The 26939-nt window shown below is 44.8% G+C and carries 25 protein-coding genes and 1 pseudogene; 16 read left to right on the forward strand and 10 right to left on the reverse strand.

The window, feature by feature from the left end:
- Window positions 1-66: 66 nt before the first annotated feature.
- From AC6EJC_RS01345 to AC6EJC_RS01355, 3 genes are all read left to right on the forward strand, one after another.
- Window positions 67-828: an ABC transporter ATP-binding protein gene (locus AC6EJC_RS01345; RefSeq protein ID WP_444952393.1), complete on the forward strand. Its 762-nt coding sequence runs from the start codon at window positions 67-69 to the stop codon at window positions 826-828.
- The gene (locus AC6EJC_RS01350) at window positions 818-2758 is read left to right on the forward strand and encodes an FtsX-like permease family protein (RefSeq protein WP_444952394.1); all 1941 of its coding nucleotides are present in this window, start codon (window positions 818-820) and stop codon (window positions 2756-2758) included. The genes AC6EJC_RS01345 and AC6EJC_RS01350 overlap by 11 nt, the downstream gene beginning before the upstream one ends.
- Window positions 2759-2958: 200 nt before the next feature.
- Window positions 2959-3342, forward strand: a complete 384-nt coding sequence (locus tag AC6EJC_RS01355; RefSeq protein WP_444952395.1) for a hypothetical protein — start codon at window positions 2959-2961, stop codon at window positions 3340-3342.
- An 84-nt stretch (window positions 3343-3426) separates the two neighbouring features.
- Here AC6EJC_RS01355 and AC6EJC_RS01360 read toward each other — a convergent pair whose 3' ends face one another.
- Together AC6EJC_RS01360 and AC6EJC_RS01365 are read right to left on the reverse strand one after the other, a co-directional pair.
- Window positions 3427-4401, reverse strand: a complete 975-nt coding sequence (locus tag AC6EJC_RS01360) for an aldo/keto reductase family protein (protein WP_444952396.1) — start codon at window positions 4399-4401, stop codon at window positions 3427-3429.
- Between the two features lie 186 nt (window positions 4402-4587).
- Window positions 4588-5550: a radical SAM protein gene (locus tag AC6EJC_RS01365; RefSeq protein ID WP_444952397.1), complete on the reverse strand. Its 963-nt coding sequence runs from the start codon at window positions 5548-5550 to the stop codon at window positions 4588-4590.
- 485 nt (window positions 5551-6035) lie between these two features.
- Between AC6EJC_RS01365 and AC6EJC_RS01370 the strand changes: the two genes are divergently transcribed.
- The 3 genes from AC6EJC_RS01370 to AC6EJC_RS01380 all read left to right on the forward strand — a co-directional run bounded on the left by AC6EJC_RS01370 (window position 6036) and on the right by AC6EJC_RS01380 (window position 8755).
- Window positions 6036-6512: a DsrE/DsrF/DrsH-like family protein gene (locus tag AC6EJC_RS01370; protein ID WP_444952398.1), complete on the forward strand. Its 477-nt coding sequence runs from the start codon at window positions 6036-6038 to the stop codon at window positions 6510-6512.
- A 134-nt stretch (window positions 6513-6646) separates the two neighbouring features.
- Window positions 6647-8155 carry an aminotransferase class V-fold PLP-dependent enzyme gene (locus tag AC6EJC_RS01375; protein WP_444952399.1) on the forward strand — a complete coding sequence of 503 codons (1509 nt, stop codon included), beginning with the start codon at window positions 6647-6649 and terminating at the stop codon, window positions 8153-8155.
- A 90-nt stretch (window positions 8156-8245) separates the two neighbouring features.
- Window positions 8246-8755 (forward strand): DUF1036 domain-containing protein, encoded by a 510-nt coding sequence (locus AC6EJC_RS01380; protein WP_444952514.1) that lies wholly within the window; start codon window positions 8246-8248, stop codon window positions 8753-8755.
- Between the two features lie 107 nt (window positions 8756-8862).
- On the opposite strand, the gene AC6EJC_RS01385 is transcribed toward AC6EJC_RS01380, so the two are convergent.
- Window positions 8863-9915 (reverse strand): LLM class flavin-dependent oxidoreductase, encoded by a 1053-nt coding sequence (locus tag AC6EJC_RS01385; RefSeq protein ID WP_444952400.1) that lies wholly within the window; start codon window positions 9913-9915, stop codon window positions 8863-8865.
- A 263-nt stretch (window positions 9916-10178) separates the two neighbouring features.
- Between AC6EJC_RS01385 and AC6EJC_RS01390 the strand changes: the two genes are divergently transcribed.
- On the forward strand, window positions 10179-10934 hold the full coding sequence (locus AC6EJC_RS01390; RefSeq protein WP_444952401.1) for an AIM24 family protein: 756 nt from the start codon (window positions 10179-10181) through the stop codon (window positions 10932-10934).
- Window positions 10935-11034: 100 nt separating this feature from the next.
- On the opposite strand, the gene AC6EJC_RS01395 is transcribed toward AC6EJC_RS01390, so the two are convergent.
- Entirely contained in the window at window positions 11035-11376 is a 342-nt protein-coding gene (locus tag AC6EJC_RS01395) for a zinc ribbon domain-containing protein YjdM (RefSeq protein WP_444952402.1), read from the reverse strand.
- A 294-nt stretch (window positions 11377-11670) separates the two neighbouring features.
- Entirely contained in the window at window positions 11671-12537 is an 867-nt protein-coding gene (locus AC6EJC_RS01400) for an SDR family oxidoreductase (RefSeq protein WP_444952403.1), read from the reverse strand.
- 98 nt (window positions 12538-12635) lie between these two features.
- Here AC6EJC_RS01400 and AC6EJC_RS01405 point away from each other — a divergent pair.
- A pseudogene (locus tag AC6EJC_RS01405) lies at window positions 12636-12932 on the forward strand (diacylglycerol/lipid kinase family protein); the annotation flags it as partial.
- Between the two features lie 18 nt (window positions 12933-12950).
- Here the strand turns inward: AC6EJC_RS01405 and AC6EJC_RS01410 are convergent.
- Complete coding sequence (locus AC6EJC_RS01410) at window positions 12951-13493, reverse strand: hypothetical protein (protein WP_444952404.1); 543 nt, start codon at window positions 13491-13493, stop codon at window positions 12951-12953.
- Between the two features lie 97 nt (window positions 13494-13590).
- On the opposite strand from AC6EJC_RS01410, the gene AC6EJC_RS01415 reads away from it, so the two are divergent.
- Window positions 13591-14505, forward strand: coding sequence for a phosphatidate cytidylyltransferase (locus AC6EJC_RS01415; RefSeq protein ID WP_444952405.1), 915 nt, complete (start codon window positions 13591-13593; stop codon window positions 14503-14505).
- A gap of 105 nt (window positions 14506-14610) precedes the next feature.
- Here AC6EJC_RS01415 and pdxR read toward each other — a convergent pair whose 3' ends face one another.
- Window positions 14611-15984, reverse strand: a complete 1374-nt coding sequence (pdxR, locus tag AC6EJC_RS01420; protein WP_444952406.1) for a MocR-like pyridoxine biosynthesis transcription factor PdxR — start codon at window positions 15982-15984, stop codon at window positions 14611-14613.
- A 109-nt stretch (window positions 15985-16093) separates the two neighbouring features.
- Between pdxR and AC6EJC_RS01425 the strand changes: the two genes are divergently transcribed.
- The 3 genes from AC6EJC_RS01425 (at window position 16094) to AC6EJC_RS01435 (ending at window position 18616) form a co-directional block, all read left to right on the forward strand.
- Window positions 16094-16993 (forward strand): DMT family transporter, encoded by a 900-nt coding sequence (locus AC6EJC_RS01425; RefSeq protein ID WP_444952407.1) that lies wholly within the window; start codon window positions 16094-16096, stop codon window positions 16991-16993.
- A 234-nt stretch (window positions 16994-17227) separates the two neighbouring features.
- Window positions 17228-17779, forward strand: a complete 552-nt coding sequence (locus AC6EJC_RS01430; RefSeq protein WP_223821982.1) for a PadR family transcriptional regulator — start codon at window positions 17228-17230, stop codon at window positions 17777-17779.
- A 15-nt stretch (window positions 17780-17794) separates the two neighbouring features.
- Entirely contained in the window at window positions 17795-18616 is an 822-nt protein-coding gene (locus AC6EJC_RS01435; protein ID WP_444952408.1) for an SDR family oxidoreductase, read from the forward strand.
- 103 nt (window positions 18617-18719) lie between these two features.
- Here AC6EJC_RS01435 and AC6EJC_RS01440 read toward each other — a convergent pair whose 3' ends face one another.
- Both AC6EJC_RS01440 and AC6EJC_RS01445 read right to left on the reverse strand, forming a co-directional pair.
- Window positions 18720-20717 carry a fructose-specific PTS transporter subunit EIIC gene (locus AC6EJC_RS01440; RefSeq protein WP_444952409.1) on the reverse strand — a complete coding sequence of 666 codons (1998 nt, stop codon included), beginning with the start codon at window positions 20715-20717 and terminating at the stop codon, window positions 18720-18722.
- A gap of 168 nt (window positions 20718-20885) precedes the next feature.
- Window positions 20886-22838 (reverse strand): BglG family transcription antiterminator, encoded by a 1953-nt coding sequence (locus AC6EJC_RS01445; protein WP_444952410.1) that lies wholly within the window; start codon window positions 22836-22838, stop codon window positions 20886-20888.
- A gap of 300 nt (window positions 22839-23138) precedes the next feature.
- Between AC6EJC_RS01445 and AC6EJC_RS01450 the strand changes: the two genes are divergently transcribed.
- The 3 genes from AC6EJC_RS01450 to AC6EJC_RS01460 all read left to right on the forward strand — a co-directional run bounded on the left by AC6EJC_RS01450 (window position 23139) and on the right by AC6EJC_RS01460 (window position 25288).
- Complete coding sequence (locus tag AC6EJC_RS01450) at window positions 23139-23867, forward strand: SDR family oxidoreductase (protein WP_444952411.1); 729 nt, start codon at window positions 23139-23141, stop codon at window positions 23865-23867.
- Between the two features lie 26 nt (window positions 23868-23893).
- Complete coding sequence (locus AC6EJC_RS01455) at window positions 23894-24331, forward strand: MerR family transcriptional regulator (RefSeq protein WP_444952412.1); 438 nt, start codon at window positions 23894-23896, stop codon at window positions 24329-24331.
- 90 nt (window positions 24332-24421) lie between these two features.
- Window positions 24422-25288, forward strand: a complete 867-nt coding sequence (locus AC6EJC_RS01460; RefSeq protein ID WP_444952413.1) for a GNAT family N-acetyltransferase — start codon at window positions 24422-24424, stop codon at window positions 25286-25288.
- A 34-nt stretch (window positions 25289-25322) separates the two neighbouring features.
- Here the strand turns inward: AC6EJC_RS01460 and AC6EJC_RS01465 are convergent, their stop codons facing one another.
- On the reverse strand, window positions 25323-25463 hold the full coding sequence (locus tag AC6EJC_RS01465) for a GNAT family N-acetyltransferase (RefSeq protein WP_246772766.1): 141 nt from the start codon (window positions 25461-25463) through the stop codon (window positions 25323-25325).
- 265 nt (window positions 25464-25728) lie between these two features.
- Between AC6EJC_RS01465 and AC6EJC_RS01470 the strand changes: the two genes are divergently transcribed.
- Window positions 25729-26850 carry an RDD family protein gene (locus tag AC6EJC_RS01470; protein ID WP_444952414.1) on the forward strand — a complete coding sequence of 374 codons (1122 nt, stop codon included), beginning with the start codon at window positions 25729-25731 and terminating at the stop codon, window positions 26848-26850.
- The last annotated feature ends 89 nt before the right edge of the window (window positions 26851-26939 follow it).

The following is a 26939-nucleotide window of genomic DNA, read 5'->3' on the forward strand; positions in this document are numbered from 1 at the left end:
AATCAAAGGAAAAACAACGGCCCTATTTTTATAATAAAGCTACAAGACCATAAGGAGTGCATCGAAGTGAATATTTTAGAAGCCCATAAAATTCATAAAAGCTACGGTAATAAGTTAAATATGCAGGAGGTATTAAAGGGAATTGATATCCTTATTGAAGAAGGCGAATTTGTCAGTATTATGGGAGCCTCTGGTTCAGGTAAAACCACACTGCTGAATGTCCTTTCCTCCATTGATCACGTGAGCCACGGGTCTATTAAAATCAATGACATCGAAATGACGAAAATGAAGGAAAAGCAACTGGCTGAATTCCGCAAAAAGCATTTAGGGTTTATTTTTCAAGAGTATAATCTGCTGGATACGCTAACCGTGAAGGAGAATATTCTTTTACCCTTATCCATCACCAAAACGCCTAAAAAAGAGGCCAACCGAAGATTTCAGGACGTGGCTACAGAACTGGGAATTTATGAGTTGAAAGATAAGTACCCCAATGAAATCTCGGGTGGACAGAAACAGCGTACATCTGCGGCCAGAGCGTTTATTCATGAGCCCAGTATTATTTTTGCCGATGAACCTACGGGTGCGCTGGATTCCAAATCGGCTTCCGATTTATTAAACAAGCTGGGCCAGTTGAACCAAAAACGCAAGGCAACCATTATTATGGTCACGCATGATCCTGTCGCAGCCAGCCATTGCAGTCGGGTCATTTTTATTAAGGATGGGCAAATGTATACGCAGCTTCATAAAGGCGCGCAGGAAAGACAAAGCTTCTTCCAGGATATCATGAAAACCCAAGGGGTCTTAGGTGGGGTCCAATATGAACATTAATCAACTCATCCTAAAGAACTTGAAAAAAAACCTGAAAAATTATTACCTGTATGTCTTTGCCCTCATTTTTAGTGTTGCGCTCTATTTCGCTTTTGTCACATTACAATATGATCCCTCCATGGACGAAGTGAAGGGGTCGGTTAAGGGCGCGGCTTCCATACGTGCAGCATCCGTCCTGCTGGTCGCCATTGTCTGCATCTTCCTGTTGTATGCTAATAATATTTTTATAAAAAGGCGCAGCAAAGAAATTGGCTTATTTCAATTAATCGGAATGACCAAAAATAAAATTTTTCGCATCCTGAGTGCTGAAAACTTAATTCTATACTTCAGTTCCCTGTTTATTGGAATCGGAGTTGGATTTTCCTTTTCCAAATTAGTGATCATGATTTTATTTAAGACGACGGGCGTCGAAGCCATTGCCACTCTATATTTCTCTAACCAAGCACTTATTCAAACACTCATCGTTTTTTGTATCATCTACCTGTTGATCATGCTCATGAATTATTCCTTTATCAAAAGACAGAGTATTTTGTCTTTGTTCAGAGTGACCTCAACCACCGAAGGGAAAATCAAGAAAATATCTATCTATGAGATGATCATCGGGATCATTGGAGTTTCATTCATCGCTGTAGGATACTATGTTTCTTCCAAATTGTTTGGTGGAGACTTTACATCCATGAATGAATTATTTATGGCTATGGTGTTTATTTTGGGCACTGTCATCATCGGAACACTTCTTTTTTATAAAGGATCCATCCGCTTTATTTCAAATATCATCAGAAAAAGTAAAGGCGGCTATTTAAACATCAATGAGGTGCTGTCTCTGTCATCCATTATGTTCCGCATGAAATCGAATGCTTTATTACTGACCATTATTACGACGGTATCGGCACTTGCCATCGGTTTACTCTCCTTAAGCTATATCGCCTATTATTCTGCGGATAAAGCAGCTGAGGACAATGTGCCTTCCCATTTTGCAATGACGAATGTACCGGATGCAGAGAAATTCAAAACGTTACTTCATGAGCATGATATAAAGTATCGTGAAAAGAAAATTGAAGTCATACAAGTCAGTGTAGACACAGCGCAAATCATAGAGACTCCTCTGGAAGGATTAAATATCGGTGCGAATTCCATGACGCTGCCTGTCATAAGCGATCAATCTGTGGAGGGTACGGATGTATCTCCAGGTCAAGCGATTTTAACGGGCTATAATGATATGTTACAGAAATTTATGTCCTTGAAAAACTTTGGTCCATTGGATTTGAAGGGAAAAAAAGAAGTCATACATCAACAATATTTGGGTCTAAAAAAGGAGTATGTTATTCCCTACTATTTTACAGCCGGGGGCCTACCCACTGCCATTGTAGACGAAACCATATTTGAGCGGTTAAAGAAAGATGTAAATCCTGAGATTCAAAAGAAATCATCCTTATATATTGGAATTGATATGATAAACGCAGAACAGATTGAAGAAGCCAGTCGTCTCTTTGCAGCTGCGAATTTTAATGATCTACAATCATCACGCCTTGAAATGAGCAGTAATCAGAAGAGAAACATGGGAGTGATCATGTTTGTTGTCGGCTTTTTAGGACTCACCTTTCTCATTACATCAGGCTGTATCCTTTACTTTAAGCAAATGGATGAGAGCGAAGACGAAAAAGCCAATTATACGGTGTTGAGAAAATTGGGCTTCACACAAGGTGACCTGCTTAGAGGCATTAAAATAAAACAACTCTTTAACTTCGGCATTCCATTAGTGATTGGCCTGTCACACAGCTATTTCGCCGTCCAATCCGGCTGGTTCTTGTTTGGAACAGAAGTTTGGATGCCCATGATCCTCGTTATGGTGCTATACACCGCCTTATACTCCATTTTCGGATTGCTATCCATTCTGTATTATAAAAAGGTAATTAAATCAGCGTTATAATCAGCCAAAGGTCCAAAAAAAGCCCCGGTGTTAGCACCAGGGCTTTTCCAATTATTTGAGCATTTTCGTTCCTGCGTGTACAATTAAATAACTATCATTGTAACCCCAAAGGGGGAGAGCTTATTTTACTATTCATCATCAATGGCATCGGCATCGTAGCCAATATTATACTCGGTTCCTTTGTAGGCGTAGCTATTTTCATGGGAATCGTTTTTTTCCTAATAGGCTTTCCTGAGTTTAAAAAATCGCCAAAGCTCACGAAAGAGGCTAAAAAAGATATCACCTATATTATGTCCACATTATTAACTCTTGTTGTATTCGTGGTCATTGTTTCCTGGAATATCCGTGCTTCAGGTGATCTGATGCTTGCAGGTCCGCTAACACCGCAAATGAAGGTTCTATGGGGGCAAAAGGTGTTGACGCTAGGATTGCTGGAAGGTCTATGGGCTGTCGTCAGTCTAAAATGGCTGTTGCCCTTCTTTTTTGATTCGCTGGACCTGAACAAGAAGCACATCCTGGTTGTAGTGAGCGGGATTGTGTTTAGTGTGATTTCGGGTATTTATGCTATGCTTGAAGCAAGTTAAAAAGTCTCGCCCTTCTCTGTTACGGACAGGAAGAGCGAGACTTTTGTATTGATGGTTCTCCTCTACAGAGGCTCGTGTGAATGCTTAACGCAACGGCTCGAATTCCTCTGCTTGCTTCAGAATCCGCTCAATTTCCGCGCATGTCTCCGGTTGAAGCGTCACCTCGACGGCTTTCACATTTTCTTCGATCTGTGCCGGTTTGGTGGCCCCAATGAGTGCAGCGCTGATAGCCGGTTCTCTCAGAATCCAGGCAAGCGCGAGCTGTGACAGGGTGACACCCAAATCCTTCGCCAGCTTATCCAGCTCCTGGACACAGTTTAGAACAGTATCGTTCAAGTAACTGCTGATGACATTATTAACAGAGGCATCAGCTCCGCGACTACCTGTCGGTAAAGGTTGTCCCGGTTTGTATTTACCTGTGAGGATACCTTGGGCCAGAGGCGAAAATACAATTTGGCCGATGCCTACCTGCCCGGATACGGGGAGTACCTCATGTTCGATATAACGTTCGAACATATTATAAATCGGCTGATTGGCAATGAGCGGCCGCAGATTCAGCCTTTTTCCAATGCCATAGGCTCCCGTGAGCTGTGCAGCACTCCATTCACTGACAGCAGCATACAGAATTTTGCCCTGAGCCTGAAGGTCATCGAGCGCCCGCAGCGTCTCTTCCAAAGGAGTGTCCGGATCATAACGATGGCAGAAGTAAATGTCGATATAATCCGTGCCAAGGCGTTGAAGACTCGCTTCGCATTGCTCCATAATGTGCTTGCGTGACAGTCCCCTGTCATTGGGGCCGGAATCCATAGGGAAATAAACCTTGGTAGATAACACATAGCTCTCTCTTCGATAAGGCTTCAAGGCGGCTCCCATAGCCTTTTCACCTTCTCCCCGGTTATACGCGTTCGCAGTATCAAAGAAATTGATCCCAAGTTCAACGGCTTTGGCAACACAGGCATGGGCTGCTTCCTGTTCTGCGGCTGTACCGTACGTTAACCAGCTCCCCAGACCGATTTCACTAATTTTAAGACCGCTGTTGCCTACATTTCTATATTTCATATCTACTCCTTCTTTCATAAGAAGATCATATTTTTATATTTTAGCATGTAAACCCTTTCATTAAAACAAATGAGGATTTTGTAAAATCCAGAAATAATAAAGGATTCATGGAGTTACATGAAGGATATCCACCACCCTGACTGTTAGGGTGGTAGATGCTTATAGCCTCACAATCTCAAATCATATCTACTTGCTTCCTACAGGAAAAAGCGCATCATAGGCAGGACAAGGCAGTTTGTCAAGAAACTCCTGAAGCTGCTTCGGTTTATTTTTGTAAATATCCTTTAAGGATGTTCCATTATAAATATTGCCGATGACCACAGGATGGCATAGCTCACAGATCAGGATGTCCCCGTTCCCGTGAAGATGGAGCTGTTTTTTACCATCAACACAGTTGGAAAAATAAACACCCGGCTGCTCCTTGAAGCCCAGTGCTTCTGCAAAACGGTCCATACAGGTGAAATACAACACAGTATCGTCCTTTTTATGTGCAATCAGGTCATGAACGGAACGAACAAGCGCTTCCTTGGTAGAAATAGCGTTCCAGTTGGTATGATCCATTACGATGCTGTTTTGGATTTCATGGATACGCACACCGAGTTCATATACCTTTTCACTAATCGCTGGCATGTTATTCTGCGTCTCCGCAAACAGCAACGTCTCCAGCACCGTTTCCAGCTTAGCTTCGGTACATAACCGAATGTTCTGCACAATTTTCTCATACACGCGAGGATGAACATGATAATAGGTTGCATATTTATCGGCATCCGTGAAGTTGAAAGAGATATGAATGTTGGAAAGTCCTGCATCACGTAGTTTCTCAATTCGTTCTGGGCTGAGCAAGCTGGCATTGGTGTTGAGCTGGGTAGCGATGCCCTTGCTTGAACAGTGAGCCACGATGTCCAGACAATCCTCATACTTCAAGGTCACTTCTCCCCCGGACAGTCGCACACGTTTTAACGTTGGAATGTCATCAATAATATCAATGACCTCTTTGCTGCTAATGCATTGCCCATCGTTCCTTTGATACGCGCAGCAGTAATCACACTTGAAGTTGCAATTGGAGGTGACCCCGACTTCCAGTCCCTCCAGCTCGTAGATACCCGGCTTTTCCAGTTCAAGTGCTTTATATTGGTTCTCTATACTCACTTTCTCATGATCCTCCCGATCTCAGGCTTGTGTCTTGAATTCCCTTGAGATTATACCGAATGGAAGCGGCTTGTAGATATGACATTGGTAACGATGGGGCTACTTTACGAGAGTAAGAAATTCTTTATCTACATACTTATAAGTCTCAAATAAACCTTGAGAGCCATAAGGCACATCCAATTCATGCCCATTCAAAGTAATATAGGATTGCTTTCTTGCTGTAAGCTTACTGATTGTTTGGTCCAAGCAAGATCGGGAGCATTATATTTTTCTAATTCCCGAAGGGTATACAGGAGAGGTTAAGTTTCTTTGTAGGGAACGAAGGCGAATACGAGGAACATATACAGAAGTAATTTTTATTTTCAAAATTAGGAACTCTTCTTACCAAGCATCCGACCGCAAATTATGATCAATATGTGAACTGGGTATACTTCTCATTCCCAAATCCATACTGATTATATCTGTTGGTAATGGAGGCGGGAATTGTGGACAAAAGGATGAATCTGCTTATGTTCAGCGGCGATTATGATAAGGCGATGGCTGGACTGATTCTGGCGAATACAGCTCGGGAGCTGGATGTGGACGTGACGATGTTTTTTGCATTCTGGGGGTTATCTCTGGTTCGTGATCCCGAGAAAATGACGCTTGAGGACAAGACGATTTACGAGAAAATCATGGGCTGGATGAGTCCAAAAGGACCCGAGGATCTGCCATTGTCCAAAATGAATTTTAGCGGTCTTGGCAAGCTAATGCTGACAGAAATGATCGAAGATAACGAAGCCCCGAAGCTGATTCACTTTTTGAAGGGGGCACGGAAAAAGAACGTCAAATTTTATGCCTGTAAGCTATCGGTGGAAATTATGGGTTTTAAACCGGAAGAATTCATACCAGAACTGGAAATTATCGAGGCCAAAACGTATTTAAAGGATGCGCTCGAATCCGATATGCAGTTGTTTATATAGGATAGACTTGTGCCTTATCCGGCTGTTGGATGAGGCTTTTATTGTGACTAAATGATGACACTCGCCTATTTTTTTTAACCCATTCGGGCCTACCTACGTACCCTAAGAAGACAGAACGACTTGGGAGGCGCCGTATGCTCATGGCTCGAATTGGAAGCAGTAATTGTAGGTATCAGCCTTCTAACGAGGCTTATTTCCAAAGGTATCGCGAAAGTACAATCGGATATCACCAGACCTTTGAATCTCCATATGGGCAAAAAAAGCTGATTTATGCGGATTGGGCAGCCAGCGGCCGTCTGTATGGACCCATCGAGTCGAAAATAGCTAATGAATTAGGCCCTTTTGTGGCGAACACGCATACGGAATCTAATTTGACGGGTACTCTGATGACCCAAGCCTACGAAGAGGCGAAACAAGTCATTAAGAACCACGTTCATGCCAATGAACATGATATCATTCTATTCGCCGGGTCTGGTATGACGGGTGCGGTAAATAAGCTTCAGCGGCTGTTAGGACTGAAAATACATGAAAAATTAAAGCGCCTCTACCCCATCGCCGAAAAAGAACGCCCCATTATTTTCGTTACACACATGGAGCATCATTCCAATCATATTTCCTGGGCAGAAACCATTGGAGACGTCGTGTGCCTTCCTCCGGGTCCCGGCGGAATTGTCGACCCAACTCATCTCGAACGACTGCTGCTTCAATTCCAGCATCGCCCTATCAAGATTGGCGCTTTTACAGCCTGCTCCAATGTTACAGGGTTGGAAGTGCCGATTTACCAGCTATCCCGCAAAATGCACGAACATGGCGGCGTTTGTTTCGTTGATTTTTCGGCAAGCGCACCTTATGCCGAGATCAACATGCACCCCACAGATCCCCTTCAGAAACTGGACGGGATTGTATTTTCTCCCCATAAATTTCTTGGTGGTCCCGGTACAAGCGGCGTTTTAATTATGGATTCAAGGCTATGCCTCAATTGTGCTCCGGATCAGCCCGGAGGCGGCACGGTAAGCTGGACCAATCCTTGGGGTGGATACGAGTATAAAGATAATATCGAAGCACGTGAGGATGGAGGAACTCCTGCTTTTCTACAAGCCATTCGAACGGCACTCTGCATTCGGCTAAAAGAACAGATGGGACAAAACCGCATGTTGGAGCGCAAAAAGGAACTGACCTCATTATTACTAAAGAGCTTGAGCACCATTCCAGGCCTGCACATTTTAGGAGGAAACAGCCAAGATCGTCTGGGAATCATTTCTTTCGTTGTCGACCGTATTCACTATAACCTGATTGTAAAACTACTGAATGATCGGTTTGGCATTCAGGTCCGGGGCGGCTGCTCTTGTGCAGGACCCTACGGACATTATTTGCTGGGCATCGATCAACAGACCTCTAATCAAATGGCAAACTTGATCCATGCGGGGGATTTATCGCGAAAACCAGGCTGGGTGCGCCTGTCCCTCCATCCCATAATGACGAATCAGGAAGTCTCCTATATCGCCTCTTCCATACGGGCAATCGGGGAAAACATCATGACCTGGCAAAAAGATTATACCTATCAACCAGAATCGAACGAATGGCGATCTATGAATGAATATAACAAAATAGACATCAGCAAATGGTTCAATTTTAGCAATTAAGAGACTTCTGTCCGTTTCATTCTTTCAAAGAACCTCATAGGATACACCGTAAGATTGGTATATTACTATATGAGGAAAGAAGTGACGACAATGGGTCTCAATTTTCGCAACAGTACTAATGCGGCTATCTTTGTAGTCTTTGCCTACCCGGACTTCAGCTGTAGTCCTGTTAACTACTCTAAAGCAGGCTGGTACCGTGTTAACCCCGGGCAGACTATTCAGGTTTGGAGCGGCTTCGCAGGAGGTAATACGTTCTTTTATTACGCTGAAGATGATTTTGGACGCCAATGGCGGGGTTCATACTTCACTCAAGTTCCTGAGACGGCCTTCGATTGGTGCTGGGATACAGGCTGTACCACTTGTAGAAGCGTGGGACTGCGGAGAATCGCAGTTAGTCCGCTCGTCTTGAACTACACCATCAACTTTATAACGAGCAGCAGTCAAAGAAAACCTGCATCATCCACACTCCGCATGACGCTGCCTTCCAAAGCAACACAAGAAAAGCCTATTTTGCGCAGAGTTCCTGCAAAACCTAAGAGATTAAAACAAGGAAAAGCCCTCTTGCAGAAACGTATTTCGCACAAAAAACGGACAAAATAAAAAACTACCTTTTCATCTCGTATATACAGATTTTTTTAGAAACCAAAAAAGGAGCGACCTCCCCCCATGGTCTGCTCCTTTCTCTTTTATCTATGAGATAAATCCGCTTATTTACTCTCGGATTCCCACTTGGATATCTCTTCGCGAACCCGTGGCGCTACCTCTGTCCCCAATAGCTCAATAGCTCTCATGACATCATCATGCGGCATCGTGCCGACGGGCACGTGCAACAGAAAACGTGTAATGCCTACCTGTTTACGCAGATGAATGATTTTCTTGGCAACCGTTTCAGGATCGCCTACATACAACGCTCCTTCAAAGCTGCGTGCAGCATCGAAGCTGGAACGAGTGTAAGGACCCCAACCACGTTCACGCCCAAGCACATTCATGCTCTGCTGAGTGGAAGGGAAGAACTTGTCCGCTGCAAGCTCAGTAGTCTCTGCAATAAAACCATGCGAGTGGGATGCAACCGGAAGCAGCGACGCATCATGACCGGCATGCCTAGCTGCTTTTTTATACAGCTCCACCAGTGGTGCAAACTGTACAGGACTGCCTCCAATAATGGCCAGAACCAACGGCAATCCGAGCAAGCCCGCACGAACCACAGATTCCTGATTGCCCCCGCTCCCAATCCATACGGGCAAAGGATTTTGAACCGGACGCGGATACACGCCCAAATTGTGAATTGCAGGCCGATGCCCGCCTTTCCAGGTGACTTTCTCCGATTCCCGTATTTTCAATAACAGCTCCAGCTTTTCATCGAATAACTCATCGTAGTTATCCAAATCATACCCAAACAAAGGGAACGATTCGATAAAAGAACCCCGGCCTGCCATAATTTCAGCTCGTCCATTCGAAATGCCGTCCAGCGTAGCAAAATCCTGAAACACACGCACCGGATCATCCGATGAAAGCACCGTAACCGCACTGGTTAGCCGAATTCGTTGGGTCTGTGCCGCTGCAGCAGCCAGTATAACAGCCGGAGCAGAGGCCGCATAATCTTTACGATGATGCTCCCCCACGCCGTACACATCCAGCCCTACCTGATCTGCAAGCACAATCTCCTCGACAACTTCACGTATTCGTTGTGCGTGACTGATGACCTCACCCGTTTGGGGATCTGGCGTTGTTTCTGCAAACGTGCTTATACCTATCTCCACTGGTCCTACCCCCTATTTCCATGTCTCGTTCTCATTCGGCTGCTTTCGAAGCAAACCATTTTAAAAACCGATATCTTTATATTGAACCTTTTTCACATGTTTTTCAAGCTCTCCTTTTCTGAGTCTGAAAATCAGCCAAGGGGAGTGTCAAGATTCGCCGCAGGAAAAGAAGTCTCTATGTCGAATATTTTATGGAATAAAGAAGATTTCCATCCCCACAACAGTCCCCACAACATGAATACAACAAGGAGGCGCATACATTTATGGCTTTTGTCATTAATAATTTAAAGGATAACAGCAATGTTGCCATCACTGACCAATTAGGTGGATTTACGGTACTGGAATACATAACAGATTTGAGTTGCACCTCGGTTGCAGCTGCGAAAGACAATTACTATATGAGTAAAAGTAACATGCGCCGCAAACAGCTCATGATCGAAATCAACAATAGCGAAATTATGATGAAGGCGGGAGCCATGCAATATACTGTGGGTAACATGGAAATGACTACCGGCGTAAAAGGTGTAGGAGGCTTAATGCGAAACTTGGTGTCCGGTGCTGTGACGGGAACAGGTGCCATTAAACCTCACTATAAAGGCACAGGTACCATTATGCTGGAGCCTACCTACCAATATATTTGGCTTATTGATGTTGATAATGATGACATTGCCATCGAAGACGGCTTGTTTTTGGCTTGCGACACGACGCTGGACATATCTGTCGTTGCGCGTAGTAATCTTTCCTCTGCCGCATTAGGTGGGGAAGGATTATTTAACCTAAGCGCCCGGGGAAAAGGAGTTCTGGCACTACAAGCGCCGATCCCTTCAGAAGAAGCGATCATTATAGAATTGCAAAATGATATCCTGAAGGTGGATGGCAACTTTGCCCTCATGTGGTCCAATACCCTACAGTTCACCGTCGAAAAATCCGGAAAAACCAAAATGGGCTCCGCCGCTTCCGGCGAAGGGCTGGTTAATGTGTACAGGGGAACCGGAACCGTATGGCTGGCACCGTTATAAACATAAAAAAGGAGAAGCCCTCAGCTTCTCCTTTTTTAATCCTCATTGAGCTGAAAGGTTTCTCTGCAAAACTGTACAAAATCCTTTACCCTCTTACATATTAATTCTTTTTTACAAATTCCGATTTTAGCTTCATTGCTCCAAAACCATCAATTTTGCAGTCAATATCGTGGTCGCCTTCCACCAGACGGATGTTTTTTACTTTGGTGCCGATTTTCAAGACGGATGAGCTTCCCTTAACTTTTAGGTCTTTAATGACAGTTACAGAGTCACCATCCTTCAGGACGTTGCCATTCGCATCTTTAACGACTTTTACATCTTCGTTACTTACGGATTCTGACTCGGAAGACCACTCATGAGCGCATTCCGGGCAAATGAAAAGACTGCGATCCTCATAAGTGTACTCTGAATTACATTCGGGACAATTTGGCAAATTGGACATGGTATTATGTACTCCATTCATTTTCAAATTCTACTACTGTGCTAATCTTCCTATATAAACCAAGCTTGCTTCAAGCCTTCCTTGGAGTTCCCTACAAGTATATTGGATAATCAGTAACGATTCCACTCATGGATGAAATTAATCTGAGCATTGTACCGATACGTAAGCGCCCTGTCTCTGAAAATGCCCAGGGGGCGAACATGTAACTAAAACGGATGCTGACCTTTCTAGGCAGCATCCGTTTTTAATCATGAGCAGTATCATATGTTGAAATTGTACTCTACGGCACGTTTGTTATGCTTTTGTTTGCTTTATCAGTTCACTAATTCCCTGGCTAAGCGGCGTAAGGGGGCGTTGCAACAGCTTCTCGAAATCGTTGCTTACAACATCCAAGGCTCCTTCGCGAATCGCTTGTTGAATACCGACAACAATAGGGATTGCACCTTCCGGTACTCCCGCACCGAGCATAATATCGGCATACGCAGCATCGTCCACCTGCTGTACAGGAACGTCCTTACCCAGAACCTCAGCGAGTATCGCTGCAAACTCTTCTTGGGTAATCGGCTTACCGGAGAGCTCGTATATTGTATTCTCATGCCCTTCGCCAGACAAAACGGTTGCAGCCGCCTGCGCATAGTCGGCACGGGTGGCCCAACCTACTTTACCGGACCCTGCCGAGGTTAGCCAAGGGGCCCCCGCGAGTACCGATTGGATCGTGCCTGCTTCATTCTCAAGATACCAATTATTACGCAAGAAGGAGTAAGGAATGCCCGATTCGCGAATGAACTCCTCCGTGATACGATGTACGGGTGCAAGGAACAGAGTGCTGTCAGCGGCATTGGCAGCGCTGGTATAAGCGATGAAGCCTACTCCCGCGCGTACAGCAGCATCAACAGCCGCCTTATGCTGGCGGATTCGGGTATCATTATCCCCGTCTGCGGATATAATCAGCAGTCGGTCTACTCCAGCAAATGCTTGATCCAGCGTTTCTGGTTTATCAAAATCGCCATGACGAACGTCAACGCCACGAGCACGTAAGCTCTCTGTTTTTTCCGGATTTCTTACGCTAACAATAAGGTCTTTTGCCGGGACGGATGTAAGCAACGTATCTACCACGATGGAACCCAGTTGCCCCGTTGCTCCTGTTAATGCGATTTTCATATGAAATCCTCCATTCGGGTTTTATTTACTTTTCTATAGTAACTAAAAATATTACGAATGTCTAATCTAGAGTCTAAAGGTCTGCTGCTGCTCTAACCAACTCAGTCGGCCGATTCGAGAAACTGGCGCCCGACGCTGCTGTTGACGATGGTCTGCTTCACTGCTTTATTTTCAAAAACCTCAATATATTGAATACCGTGACGGCCAGCATATCCTTATTTTTAGGGAACCTGAAGGATCATAAAGATGTCGTTTACTTTACCGCAAAGCATGTCAGTGTCAGCTCCGCAGAATCGGTCAGTACGAATGTAGATGGTGAGGAAGGGCCGTTTTTACCTATCGAGCTTCGTATTTTACCGCGTCATATCGAGGTGATTGTACCGGAGGAGGTCTAAGTAATACGTTGCTTGTCCTCAGGGTTGAGGCTCATACTTGCTCAATTTTCCTTCGTAGATCAAATGGAATCGGTCACTTTGCCGAAAATCATCTGGCGTAATAAGGGCGGGCAACTTGTTCCATATTTTTATGCCGGAGCGCTGTAAAATTTCTGCGACGAATTGCGAACAAAAATAAGAATTGCTGAACTCGACTGGTTCTTTGAGTGCAACACCAATCAAACCCAGTAAGTTATACATATATTTTTGGCGACTTCGGATAAAGACGTGTAAGACCCGCTTCATTTTTTCGACTTCACGGTCGGTTACTTGAAGCTCGTAGATGACACATGTTGTATTCGGAAATCTGCTGTATGTACCTGTCTTAATATCCTCTTTCACGAAACCGCCATCCAGAGGGTTATTGGGGGTCTTTCTCCCGAAACTGTATAACTCCGAAAGTTCCCGGTTAAAGGAAATGGAGGCGTGATTGTATGGCGCTCTTGTATAGCTTTTAATGACTCTCGTAAGAAACGTTCCCGTATTGGTAAGCAAGATAAAGACGGATTGATCAGCTACCATTTACTAAATTTCCCCTTATCAAGTTTGAATTATTCCTTCATAATAACATAGGAATGCTTTAATGGAATCCTATTTCACGATAAGTTGGTGAGTGGCAATGGACAGTTCGCTATTAACGTTAATCCTCATTTTTACAGCCTTATGGGTGATCCATCTGGTTTATATAGTGGTAGTCAAAACACAGCCTGACAAAGACTATGCAGCTATTGGACTTCGCATCAAGACCTGGTGGGGCATGTTCTTTATCTTTTGCTCGGCAACTCTTTTCAATCCGATCGTTTCACTGCTTTCCTTGATGACGCTCACCTTTTTTGCGCTAAAAGAATACTTTTCCATGATCAGATCCAGAAAAGCCGATCGTAGATTGTTTCTATGGGCGTACTTGGCGATTCCCGTACAGTTTTATTGGATTTATATCGGGTGGTACGGGATGTTTATCGTCTTTATCCCTATCTATGTATTCTTGCTGCTACCGCTTCCGCGATTGATCAATAAAGGAACGGTTGGTTTCCTGCGCAGTGTCAGCTCGACCCAATGGGGACTCATGCTGATGGTTTTCGGGCTGAGTCACCTGGCCTATTTTCAGTTTGCTACGCCGCAATACGGAGCGAAACTTGTACTTTTTCTAGTGGTACTGACGCAGCTCAATGATGTCGCACACTATCTGGCATCACTCTATTTCGGGAAGCGGAAAATCGTCCCGACATCCAACCCCAATTTAACTTGGGAAGGCTTTGCATTCGCTTTTCCCGTAACCATAGCAGCTTCCTATCTCATCTATCCCTACCTGACGCCGTTTGACTTGAAATTTGGAATTATTTTCGGCATGCTGATCAGCTTGAGCGGTTTTTTCGGCAGCTTAACGGTTTCCGTGCTGAAGCGAGATTTATTAATCGGCGATGATGATAAGTTCGATGCTTTGAAAAAAAGCTACTTAAGCCAGGTGGATAGCTTGACCTACACCTCGCCCGTCTTTTTTCACGTGATTCGTTATTTTTTTGACTTTATGTAGTAGTTAGCCGGGGTAAGTACTACTTCCTTATCCCCTTAGAAAACGATATCTTACTATGAAAAGGGCAGCCTATCCTCACCTGAGGATGGACTGCTTTTGCGTGTACTACCGTTGCAGAGCATTCCTAATCCTGCTAACCCCTTCACGAATATCGCTTTCATGTAGATGCCCATAGCCCATGAGCAGTCGGTTCCCTTCCAGCTGTGCCGCAAATACGTTTTCGCTGCGGAGACATTTTGGCAAATCCTCTCGGAACGGGAACCGAAACTCTGCTACCAAATGTAAACCAGCCGATCGACCACATACCCGGTATTGCCCTGTAAAATGCTGCTCCAGGCTATCAACAAGGACCTGACGACGCTTGGCGTACACCTTCTTCATTTTATGTACATGTTTATGAAGGAGCCGTTTCCTGATATACCGGCTCAACACAATTTGCTCCAAGCTCGCTGTCTGGTAATCTGCCAGTTGCTTTAACCGGATAAAATCAGCGACATATGATGGAGGAAGAACAATATAGCCGATCCGCAGTGCGGGGAACAAAATCTTGCTAAACGTCCCAACGTATAGCACCCGTTCTGGGTCCAAACTCTGCAAGGAGTGAACGGGCGCCCCATCGTACCGGAACTCACTGTCATAATCATCTTCGAGCAGCAGGCATCCTGTCCGGGCTGCATACTGGATAAGCTCGATCCGCCTTTGGATCGGCAAGATACCTCCCAGCGGGAACTGGTGCGAGGGTGTCAGATATGCCAGTTTGGGGTGCCTTTTTTGTGGCAGATCGGCTGTTATAACTCCCGAATCATCAACAGGCATGCTCCGGAGTGTTGCTCCTGTAGCCGACAGAATGCTTTTTAAATCTTCGTTTGTCGGTTCCTCTACCAGGGCTTCGTCCCCAGCTGACAGCAGCAGACGGGTGACAAGCTGAATCGCTTGTACTGCTCCGCTAGTGATTACAATATGTTCCGGTCTGGCTTTCACTCCTCTGGTGTGAACCAAATAGTCGGCCAGCTCCCTTCGCAGCTCGGGCTCTCCAGCAGAGTCGCCATAACCCAGTGCCAGATCGGGAGCCTCTTTGCATACGCTCTGAAGCAAGTCGGCCCATGATTTGCGTGGGAACAATTCCAACGCAGGAAGGCCCGTCCGGAAGGAAATTACTGATACCTCATTTGAATATTGAGTATTCATAGCGGACGCAGACGCTTCGATAGGTGGTGCGGATACATAACCCGGAAGGACGGCGCCCTCGGCTACATAGGTACCTGAACCCGGGCGCGCAAAGGCTAAACCTTCGGCTAGCAGCATTTCATAAGCTTCGAGGATAACATTCCGGGAAACATTCAACTGTAAGGCCAGCACCCGGGTCGAAGGAAGTTTATATCCTGCATGCAGTTCTCCGGCTAAAATACGGTCCCGTATCGCTTGATACACCTGACGCAGCATCGGAACTGTCACATTCTTATCGATAGGTACCCACATAGGCTGCCCCCTCAAGCGGTACTGTCAAAAACCTCTTTAACTGGATCTACAAGTGCCCAGTTTCTATTGCTACAGTATATATTAATATCTGTACAAGAGGTGAGATGAAATGAACAAACCAACCTTTTCGACTTACATGGAATTAGTGATCGCAACCTCCATTGTCGGCAGTTCTGTGGTAGTCGGTAAACTGGTCGTGATGCGGCTGCCTGTTTTTTTATCGCAATCGGCCAGCCTGGCCGTTGCCCTTCTGTTCTTGGTACCCATTGTATTCATCAAGAAATATTCACTAAGGATCAGCAAACGGGATGCCTTAATCCTGTTCATTCAGGCCCTGATCGGCATGTTTCTCTTCCGTGTCCTTATGCTTTACGGACTGGCCTATGCCTCTGCTTCCGAAAGCGGAATTCTGACAAGCTTGACCCCAGCTATCGTTGCCCTTCTTTCGTATGTGCTGCTGAGAGAGAAGATTACGCTGCGCCCCGGACTCGGGATCGCCTGTTCACTGCTCGGCGTTTTGGTGCTGCAATTGCCTCACATTACCGCGTTCGGTTTTTCTGCTCCCCATGCAACCTCATTCATTGGCATGCTGCTTGTTCTGTCTGCCGTGTTCGGAGAAGCGGCACTGACGGTGCTGCGCAAGATGCTATCCAGCCATGTTTCCTCCCTGCTTGGAACTATGTATATAACGCTCTTTTCTTTACTCATGTTTCTGGCTTGTTCCTTTGGGGAGGCACAGCAGTTCGACTTTAACCACGTAGGTGCAGGGGAGATTGGGCTTGTCTTATATTATGGTATTTTTGTCACAGCATTGGCCTACGTATTATGGTTCCGGGGTGTATCAAGGGTCTCAGCCAGTACGGCAGCGGTATACACCGGGTGTATTCCAGTCAGTACACTGCTACTGTCCTATGTCATCCTCCGGGAACCCTTCTCATTTGCCCATCTGGCGGGTGCAGGGTTTGTCTTCCTTGGCATCATGCTCATGTCACGCGGTGAACGCCGCTGACAATACATTAATACTGCGGAGCCGCCCATTCGCGAGGCGCGAAGGCATGCCTCGGCCGGCCATCCGTGGAGCATAAGAAGCGGCGACACGGCTCGCCTGCATGGAAATTTTAGCATTTTTATATTGACACTACATATATCAAACTGATATATTAACAATCGATATATGAAATACAGCACATCAGCATCTGAAATTATATTTATGTTTTCCAACGAAAAGACAAGGAGGGACGTAATGAACAGTCAGGATGTTATTCTAGGCATGCTTATGAAAGAATCGCTAACTGGATACGAAATAAAACAACTCTGGGGGGATGTATTTTCATATTTTTATAGTGCAAGCTACGGAACCATTTACCCTACGCTTACCCGGATGGAAAAGGAGGGTTTGATTGCCAGAGAATTGGTAATTCAGGATGGCAAGCCTAACAAAAATGTTTTAACCATAACAGATAAAGGCCGAGAATCCTTTAACACCTATTTACAAGGACCTCTGGATGAAGATAGTACGAAAAAATCGGATTTTATGATGAGGCTTTACTTTGGTGAATTCGTCGGGTATGACAAGGTAATTACCTGGTTGAAGCAAATACTGGAGGATACGCAAAAAAAGTTAGATGCATTGTGCAAGAAATATGAGCTTTATAAAAATGACATGCATCCGACGCAGATTATATGTATCCAAATTGGAATCAAAGAATATAGCGCTAAACTTGAAACCATTGCCCAAGGATTACTAGATATTGAACAATTGGAACGACAACAGCAGCGAACTAATAAAACCTAATGTGGAGGGACTTTAATGAAAACGATTTTTATCACAGGAGCCTCATCAGGAATCGGAAGAGCTACCGTTACCTACTTTGCAGAAAGAGGATGGAATGTAGTAGCTACGATGCGTACACCTGAAAAAGAAACTGAGTTTATTAAATCAAATCATATTATGGTACTAGAGCTGGATGTTGAAAAAAAAGAGACGATTCAAAACGCCGTAGCAAAGGCAATTCAGCGGTTCGGTAAAATTGACGTGCTTCTGAATAACGCAGGATATGGTACCATGGGAATTCTTGAAGCAGCTACGGATGAACAGATTAGAAGACAATTTGAAGTGAACGTTTTTGGTATGATAAATATGACGAAAGCAATCTTGCCACATTTTAGATCTCATCAAGATGGCTTGTTGATTAATATTTCCTCTATGGGAGGCAAAGTTACTTTTCCAACTATGTCACTCTATCATTCAACCAAATTCGCAGTTGAGGGCTTTTCTGAATCTTTATCCTATGAATTAGCATCACAAAACATTAAAGTAAAGTTGATTGAACCAGGAGCTATCCAAACAGACTTTGGCGGAAGATCAATGGAATTCTTTTTTGATGATTCTTTAATGGATTACAAGCCGTTTACTTCTGCGTTTCTAGGTAAATTGGCGGAAATGGAAAAAGACCCCACATATGCCTCGTCCCCAGTACTTGTTGCTGAAACTATTTATCAAGCAGCAATGGATGGCACTACCAAGTTAAGATATATCGTCGGGAAAGATGCAAATACTCTTATTGATATGAAAGAAAATTCGGGCGATGAAGTGTATATGCACAATATAACTCACCATTTCTTGGATTAATATTATTCCATAGTGTCCATATGCTCTTATCTCGACGAGAAGAGGCTCCCGGCTGTAACTTCGGGAGCCTCTCTTCTTTGATTCAAGTTCTTAGCGCATTGAATTAATGCACCTGATCCAGCAATTGATAAGCTTCTTCCTTCGTTGTAACCGCCAGGAGTGCTTCTCTAAAATGATCGTCCATCAGCTTACGGGACAGCATTTGCAACACCTTCAGATGCGTGTTGTCCTTGCTATTGCGTGGTACGGCAATCATGAAGATCAGTTTTGCTTCACTTCCGTCTGCACTTTTCCAGTCAACACCGCCCTGCTTGATGCCGAAGACCACGCTTGGCTTCAGGACAGCATTCGATTTGCCATGAGGAATGGCAATATTCATTCCGATGCCTGTAGAGCTTTCTTCCTCTCTGGCTAATATCGCCTGTTTGAGGTCACTGGCAGAGCTTACGGCTCCAGTTCTCTCAAGTGCTCCGATCATTTCATCAATCACAGCATCTTGTGTCGTTCCTTCCAGATCCAGATTAATCAGATCCATCGTTACAATATCCGTCAGTTTCTCAATGTGAACAGCTTGTTCAGGCACCGCTGACCCATTATTTATGACGGTTGTTGAAGGCGATGACTCCGCCGCAGTTGTAGTGATCGCAGATTTTCCAGCTACTGCGGCAGAATTTCCAGACATCGCTTCTCCAGCAACAGCGGGATCTACTGCAATATCTTTTTTCAGCAGGCTCACCATGACAACCGACACGGCTGCGCCGACAATAACGGCGATGAAGAATATAAACACATTGTCAACTGCACCAAGTACGGCTACAATCGGTCCACCGTGAGCTACCTTGTCACCTACATTTCCCAACATCGCAATTACTGAACCGACCATTGATCCTACCATAATGCTAGGAATAACACGCAGTGGATCTTGCGCCGCGAATGGAATCGCACCTTCGGTAATACCGAACAACCCCATAGTGAATGTTGCTTTTCCAGCCTCGCGTTCCGCAGGTGCAAATTTACGTTTGTTGATCATCGCTGCAAGTCCCATCCCAATCGGCGGGATACAAATCGCAACGGCGATAGGGCCCATAATTTCATAATTCCCTTCGCCGATCATGGCCGAACCGAATAAAAATGCGACTTTGTTCACAGGGCCGCCCATATCGAAGGAGATCATTGCACCTAAAATCAGTGCCAGTAGAATTGAACTTGTACCTTGCATACCTGCAAGCCAACCAGTTAGAGTTTCAAACAATTGTGCGACTGGAGCACCGATCACAAAGACAAAGATTAATCCTACAATTAAAGATGCCAATACAGGGATAATAATAATGGGCATGATCGGCTGTAACGCTCGGCCAACCTTAATTTTCCGAATACCAAGTGCAACATAACCCGCCAGGAAACCGGCGATAATTCCGCCGATAAATCCGGCTCCTGCCTCACTTCCATAAAAACTGCCGTTCGCAGCAATGAATCCGCCAACCATACCCGGTGCAAGCCCCGGTCTATCCGCAATGCTCATCGCGATAAATCCGGCGAGGATCGGTATCATAAAGGTGAACGAAGCCGAGCCGATATCCTGAATCGTCTTCCAAAATGAACCGTCCGGAATAACCAGACCGCCTGGTGTCTTCTCACCGCCAATTGTCAAAGCAATGGCAATAAGCAATCCTCCGATGACGATAAAGGGCACCATATAGGATACTCCATTCATCAAGTGGCGGTAGATGGGGTTTTGTTTCGGTTTTTTCTCCTGTGTGCTACCTTCGGCAGAACGTGACTCTGCCTGGTACACAGGCACATCGCCTTTCATGACCCGTTGGATCAATTCTTCTGGACGGCGAATGCCATCCTGTACTCCAACGACCAGCAGTTTTTTACCGACGAAGCGGTCTTTTACCACCGTCTTATCCGCAGCAATAATAATGCCATCCGCTTCACGGATCTCCTGCTCGGTTAGTTGATTTTCCACTCCAATGGAGCCTTGTGTCTCGACCTTCATCTCGATGCCCAGCTTTACTGCTGCCTTTTGCAGATTTTCAGCTGCCATATACGTATGTGCAATTCCATTAGGACATGAGGTAATCGCCAATATTTTCATAGTCATTCCCCTTCTCTCTGATGTTTCCGCTTACATTGATAGTATAAACGCCTATTTTACTGTTATCGGACGAACTTTTTACCGGAACTTTCGGAAAAACGGATTTATACCAACAAAAAACAGGACTCATCTATAAGTCCTGCTCCAGGTACAGCTTTTAATTTTACTTTATCCCTTTAGCTTCCCTAATAATCTCATCGCATCGGTCTCCCTAGATAATGCATGGACCAAAGCCGGCTGCTCACTGATCAGGGACAACTCCTTAAATAACTGCCGCATCTCTTCCCGTCCATCCTGTTTAACCGCAAGCAAGAACACAAGCTCTACTTTCTCGGTTCCCCAGGTGAGCGGCTGCCTTAAGGTAGCAATTACTATGGAGGACTGTCTTATCCACTCAGACCCGCCATGCGGGATAGCAATACCTCCCCCGATCGTCGTAGCCGACATTTTTTCTCGCGCCAGTACACTGTCCACATAACCTGTCTCAACATATCCTTTGTCCTCCAGTATTTGCGCCAGCTTGGAAATCAATTGCTCCGGACGCTGCACTTCCTGCTGGGGAAAGACCAAAAAAGGTGTTGTATATTTAAAAAATACAGATTCATCTGCCGCCCTGTGTTCCGGCTCATCCAGTCGTCTAATCACTTGCTCCAGCTGACGCTCATCCTTGGCATCCAGCAATGGAGAGACGAGAATATGCGGAACTTTTATCTCAGGGAGAGCTACGGTTGTAATGACAAGATCCACCTCTTGGGCTGCAAGATAGTCCTGGACTTCCGCCTTCGAAAGGGTTGTCTCCACATGTACAGCCGGAAATTTACGTTCAACCTTGGTACGCAGCAGTTGGGACATGCCTATGCCCATGTGACACACGATGATAGCCTTCTGGGGATGGCTCTCCTTCTGATGAAGCCGCTCCACGGAGGCCTGGAAGTGCAGGGTCAAATACGCTGCTTCCTCTTCGGGGAATGATAACCGGATCATTCGCCCCACTTCTTCTAGTGTAATGATGACCCGGTCGAACATGTAGGGGTACATCTTCTTGATCTCGGACAGCATTGGATTGGATACAGTCAGACCATAATGGAGACGATTCAGGGTTGTATATAAATGGACTTTCAACCCGTTCAGCAACACCTGGTCCTTGTAAAAGGCAATCATATTCAGCTCCGACATCCGCCGGATCAACTGCTCAACCAATTCAGGCAAGAGCGGATGGCTGTCTGCCAGATCGCTCTGTTTCCCCCTTCCTTCCTCCTGCTGGTAACGGAACTTCCCGCCCAGTAAATGCAGGGTTAGATAGGCCGTTTCTTCCTTGGAAAAAGGTACGGAAAACAGCTTTTGCAACTGCTGTAAAAATGACGTAGCCCATGTAAATTCAATTTTTTTCTGTAAAAAAGCAATGTCCTGCTCGGAAAGCGAGATGGGCTGTCCGAGCTTAGTCCGTTTAACCATTAAGAGAATATGCTGCATTAGCCCTTCTAAAGTTTCATCGGTAAAACTGAGCTCATGACGTTTTTGAAATATTTTTAACTCATGATATACGGTTGTAATCTCGTGCGGTTCAAACTGTTTGCGCATCATCTGTCCCGTTAACTCAGGACTGTCAATCAGCTGGTTCATCCGCGCCAAAGCTATCCGCTTATTCTTCTCAGAGCCTTGAATTGTCAAACCTACACGCTGCTTGGTAATCAAGGCAAGATCAAAGCTGTGCAGCCAGCCATCGATCTTCTCCATATCTCTACGGATCACCGTCTTGTTCACATAATACTGTGAAGCCAGATCCTGAATAGTTACAGGCTTGGCATTCATCAAGAGCCGATAGGCGAGATGCAGCACCCTCTCCTCATCCGATTCATGCTGGGCTGTACTTTCGCCTGCATACAGTCGGTCGAATAAATCAGCCTGTTCCGTTTCACTCATCTCCAGATAAATGCCGCGTCCCGGCCTTCTCACCAGATTGGCATTGGAGTGCTTGATTATATATTCTTCAATTACCTTCAGATCATTTCGAATCGTCTTTTCAGAGCAGTCTGTCTGATCGGCCAGATCTTGCACTAACCATAACCGGTCTGGTTCAGTTAACAACTTGCGGAAAATCTCTGTTTGCCTTTTATTCATTCCATTCTCCCATGTTCAATTTGTTATGGAGAGCTAAGTAAGCGTATACATCATCCTGTTGTATATATATATCATATACGATCCCTTTGGCAATCTGAAAGTTATTATTGGGCACTGTTAGGGTATCAAAAGTTGATACAGTACATTATTAATTTTCCCCATTTTCCAAAATAAAAGAAGTCTAGGGCAATTTCAGGCTATATTTTTGCTGGTTATGTGTTGACTTTAAGTGCACTCCAAGTAGTACATTTAAAGCATGGTGGCCGCCAAATTTAAGAATGATGAAAAGAGGAACCGCTCATGAATATTGGGAAAACAGTTCTTATTACTGGGGCTAACAAAGGCATCGGGTACGAAACGGCCAGACAATTGGGGGTCATGGGTTTTACAATCCTGCTAGGCTCACGGAGTGAGCAGAGCGGCCGGGAAGCGGTAGCTAAGTTGGCTAATGAGGGAGTAGAAGCCCGATTGATTTTGTTAGACGTGACGAATCAAAGTACGATTGATTCCGCAATCCATCAGATCAAACAAGAATTCAGTTCCCTTGATGTACTAATCAACAATGCCGGAGTATCTCTGGGAGGAGCCACTCCTCCAAGTCAATTACCTTTGGACGATTTAAGAGATACGTATGAAACCAACTTCTTCGGTTTGGTCGCGGTGACGCAAGCCTTGCTGCCTTTATTGAAAAAATCTCCATGCGGTAGAATCGTTAACTTAACGAGTGGCCTTGGTTCGTTAACCTATAATAGCGATCCTGAGCACGAGCATGCCAGATTTAATTTGCTTGCCTACAATAGCAGCAAAGCAGCGGTTAATATGCTAACCATCACGCTTGCCAAAGAATTCAAAGACTCACCTCTCAAAATTAATTCGGCTGACCCTGGCTTTACCGCCACCGACTTAAATGGCTTTACAGGACCGGGTTCGGTACAACAAGCTGCTGCTGTCGTTGTTCGTTTAGCCACTTTAAATGAGGATGGGCCGACAGGAGGGTTTTTCGACGCGAACGGAGAAGTACCTTGGTAATCGTTACAACTAAGGAGTGGGATACTTTGCAGGAAATTCCGGAGACCATAACCTCTATTAGTCAAGCTGCAGAACTAACAGGTTTAACAGAGGATACCATACGTTATTATGAGCGAATTGGCTTGCTGCCTTATGCAGAACGAAAGGCTAACGGACACAGGTTCTACAGTAGAGACCAGATTCAGGGGATTATTTTTTTAACCCGATTAAAAGCCACTGGGATGACCATAGAGGAAATGAAGCATTATCGAGAACTTTCGATGCAAGGCAACAGCACTATCCCTATCAGACATTCCTTACTTGAAAAACATAATCAGAAGATTCAACAAGAAATTTCCAGACTTATGGAAACCCAAAAAATAATTGAATATAAGCTCAACCATTATCGTGACCTCTCTACCAATCCTGATCTTAGCGACACGAATTGCAACCCTACCACACCCAGCACCAAACCCCTTTTTTAAGGGGTTATTTTCATTTTCAGTAGGAGATTGATGGAGCCCCCATAATTCCCTATAATCCAAATATATCATGAATTTCTAGGGGGAATAACAGTGATCACCTATATGAGATGCAATGACAATGACATCAGCATGGAACACATTTTCCAGGCATTTTCGCTCGGGTTCTCAGATTATTCCATTCGCCTGACCACGGATCAGGACGATTTCGCAGCACGTTTTTTTGGTGCAGAGGGTAATACTCGCAATCACTCTTTCCTTGCCATGGATGAGGATCAACCGATCGGCTTAATTCTCGGCGGTATCCGGCAATTCGATGGGTATAAGACCATGCGTTGCGGCACGCTATGTATCGCCCCGGCTTACCGTGGTCAGGGTATTAGCAACAAGTTGCTAGAATTACATAAACAAACAGCCCTCTCCGCGGACTGCCAGCAGCTCTGGCTCGAAGTCATCAAGGATAATCATCGGGCCGTCAAATTATATGAGAAGCACGGCTACCAGACACGCTATATACTGAAATACTACAACGGCACGCTACCTTCCGCCCCACCCACTGCCCTCTCATCTTCATACACTTTTAAGAAAATTACATTTGATGATGTCGCAGCTTTTCGTAAAACCCTCACCGACTGTCACATCCATTGGCAAAGTGACACGCCTTATTACGCCACCAGTACACAGGATGCTTTTCTCGGCATCTACGAAGTGAATCAAACCCGCCTCGGCATGTTGGCCATGAGTGCTCAAGGTAAAATCAACTTTCTTTGGGTCGATCCTAAGCATCGCAACCAAGGACTTGGACGCGCCCTCCTTCATAGAGCAGCAGAGATCCAAAAGGTTGAGAAGGTGTACATCAGCCTGCCCGACAATGACTCTCTTGAAGGCTTTATCCAAAAAATAGGTCTCTCGAAAGACCCCATTGAGCAATATGAAATGTGTATACCGCTTCAACGATAATAGTTCACCACATTTAAATCAAAAAGAAGGTCGATCATGTTATACAATGATCAACCTTCTTCCTATCCAGCAAACGCAAGGATTGTGTATTCTCTGGCTCTACTAGCGCCTGGATTCGGTTCAACGGTAGGGTATTAAACCCATAGTCGATCACCGCTGCAAGTGCCTCCGACATTAAACCTCACCCCCAATACGCACTGGACAATTCATAGTCCATTTCTGCCCGGTGATGACGTTGATCCCAGTTATGAAATCCGCAAGACGCGATAGTAATGAGAAAATCAAATTCAATAGAATTTCTCTTTTCGTTTCGTTCATAAGGGATATTTATAATAATTTCTTTGTTTATAGAATGTTTTCCTAAACATGGATTGTAAAATGACCGTTAATATAAGGAGTGTGTTTTTTTAATTATTGATTATTAAAATGAGGTGTAATTTTTGGACGAACAGCACATATCACACAATCCGCAGGAAACAGCAAGACAGATGTACATTCGCCATGGTCAAAATTATGGGGCAGACACCAATAGGATGACCGAAATATCAAAAACGTACGGGAACTCTACTCTGTATAGACGGTGGGGGGCAACGGTTTTTGATTTCATATTTTTTGTAATCGGGTATATTTGTTTTTTTATTTCTGTCATTCAAATAACGGACAGATGGTTTTTGCCTTTAGCGATTGCATCCCGTTGTATTCTGCTCATAGCTTTCTTATCCTATTATTTGCTTTTGGAAGGTTATACAGGCTATACGCTTGGTAAGTTCGTTTTTCGTATTAAGGTGGTTAACGGGGACGGAAAGCCTCCTGGTTTTCTTAAATCACTCATTCGTACGCTGCTCAGGCTAATAGATACCAATCCGTTGCTAATGGGTGGGATACCTGCTGGTATCAGTGTGTTAGTGACTGCATCAAGACAACGAATTGGTGATTTAGCAGCGGGTACATATGTTGTAAAGGTTCGGGATTTAGAGCCGATTAGCAAAAAGACAATGAAACGTTCGCTCTTTATATTTTTTACCGCAATGGTGATCTTGGGAGCCTCATTTGTAAATGCTATTTTTATACTGGCAAACAGTTATGTGCCTCCTGAAGCCCCGGTGAGCAAGAAAGAGCAAAGCTATGTAAGTAAAGATGGACGATTTCAAATCACGGCACCGCTGGACTGGTCAACAGACCCGGACCGTGAAGGAAAAGCGGATATTGCAATATTCAATCCGTACATTCAAAAGTCCGTTGTGGTACTGTCCCACTCTAAAAAGGCATTGGGCAATATAACTCTCCAACAGTATGGTAAGAAAGCTGAAGATAGTTTAACCAAAGAGTGGAACCTGTCCAGTGTAGGACCTGTCTCTAACACAACCATTCATGGATATCCTGCCATTGAGTTCACGATTAAAGGTAAGAAAGCTGAGGACAAGTATGTCACCCATGTAGCGATTATTGAGACCGAAAAGGATTACCACCAGGTGCTTGGATATGCGCCCGCGTCTAAGGATGGCCGTTTAAAGAAAGAACTACATGATATTGCCTATAGCTTTCGCGAGGCACGTCATTAGACAGCGTGCCTGGCAACCCGTTTATTTCTTCTTCAAATTGCTGAAAACTCAAATCAACCCCAAGCATCTCTGTATATTCTTTAAAGAGC

The sequence above is a fragment of the Paenibacillus sp. TY11 genome, assembly GCF_059772165.1.

Bases quoted from the DNA above. Each gene is read 5' to 3' on its own strand.
- AC6EJC_RS01350 (WP_444952394.1), top strand. From the start codon at position 818: ATGAACATTAATCAACTCATCCTAAAGAACTTGAAAAAAAACCTGAAA.
- AC6EJC_RS01355 (WP_444952395.1), top strand. From the start codon at position 2,959: ATGGGAATCGTTTTTTTCCTAATAGGCTTTCCTGAGTTTAAAAAATCG.
- AC6EJC_RS01360 (WP_444952396.1), bottom strand. From the start codon at position 4,401: ATGAAATATAGAAATGTAGGCAACAGCGGTCTTAAAATTAGTGAAATC.
- AC6EJC_RS01375 (WP_444952399.1), top strand. From the start codon at position 6,647: ATGCTCATGGCTCGAATTGGAAGCAGTAATTGTAGGTATCAGCCTTCT.
- AC6EJC_RS01380 (WP_444952514.1), top strand. From the start codon at position 8,246: ATGGGTCTCAATTTTCGCAACAGTACTAATGCGGCTATCTTTGTAGTC.
- AC6EJC_RS01390 (WP_444952401.1), top strand. From the start codon at position 10,179: ATGGCTTTTGTCATTAATAATTTAAAGGATAACAGCAATGTTGCCATC.
- AC6EJC_RS01395 (WP_444952402.1), bottom strand. From the start codon at position 11,376: ATGTCCAATTTGCCAAATTGTCCCGAATGTAATTCAGAGTACACTTAT.
- AC6EJC_RS01400 (WP_444952403.1), bottom strand. From the start codon at position 12,537: ATGAAAATCGCATTAACAGGAGCAACGGGGCAACTGGGTTCCATCGTG.
- AC6EJC_RS01410 (WP_444952404.1), bottom strand. From the start codon at position 13,493: ATGGTAGCTGATCAATCCGTCTTTATCTTGCTTACCAATACGGGAACG.
- AC6EJC_RS01415 (WP_444952405.1), top strand. From the start codon at position 13,591: ATGGACAGTTCGCTATTAACGTTAATCCTCATTTTTACAGCCTTATGG.
- pdxR (WP_444952406.1), bottom strand. From the start codon at position 15,984: ATGTGGGTACCTATCGATAAGAATGTGACAGTTCCGATGCTGCGTCAG.
- AC6EJC_RS01425 (WP_444952407.1), top strand. From the start codon at position 16,094: ATGAACAAACCAACCTTTTCGACTTACATGGAATTAGTGATCGCAACC.
- AC6EJC_RS01430 (WP_223821982.1), top strand. From the start codon at position 17,228: ATGAACAGTCAGGATGTTATTCTAGGCATGCTTATGAAAGAATCGCTA.
- AC6EJC_RS01435 (WP_444952408.1), top strand. From the start codon at position 17,795: ATGAAAACGATTTTTATCACAGGAGCCTCATCAGGAATCGGAAGAGCT.
- AC6EJC_RS01440 (WP_444952409.1), bottom strand. From the start codon at position 20,717: ATGAAAATATTGGCGATTACCTCATGTCCTAATGGAATTGCACATACG.
- AC6EJC_RS01445 (WP_444952410.1), bottom strand. From the start codon at position 22,838: ATGAATAAAAGGCAAACAGAGATTTTCCGCAAGTTGTTAACTGAACCA.
- AC6EJC_RS01450 (WP_444952411.1), top strand. From the start codon at position 23,139: ATGAATATTGGGAAAACAGTTCTTATTACTGGGGCTAACAAAGGCATC.
- AC6EJC_RS01465 (WP_246772766.1), bottom strand. From the start codon at position 25,463: ATGTCGGAGGCACTTGCAGCGGTGATCGACTATGGGTTTAATACCCTA.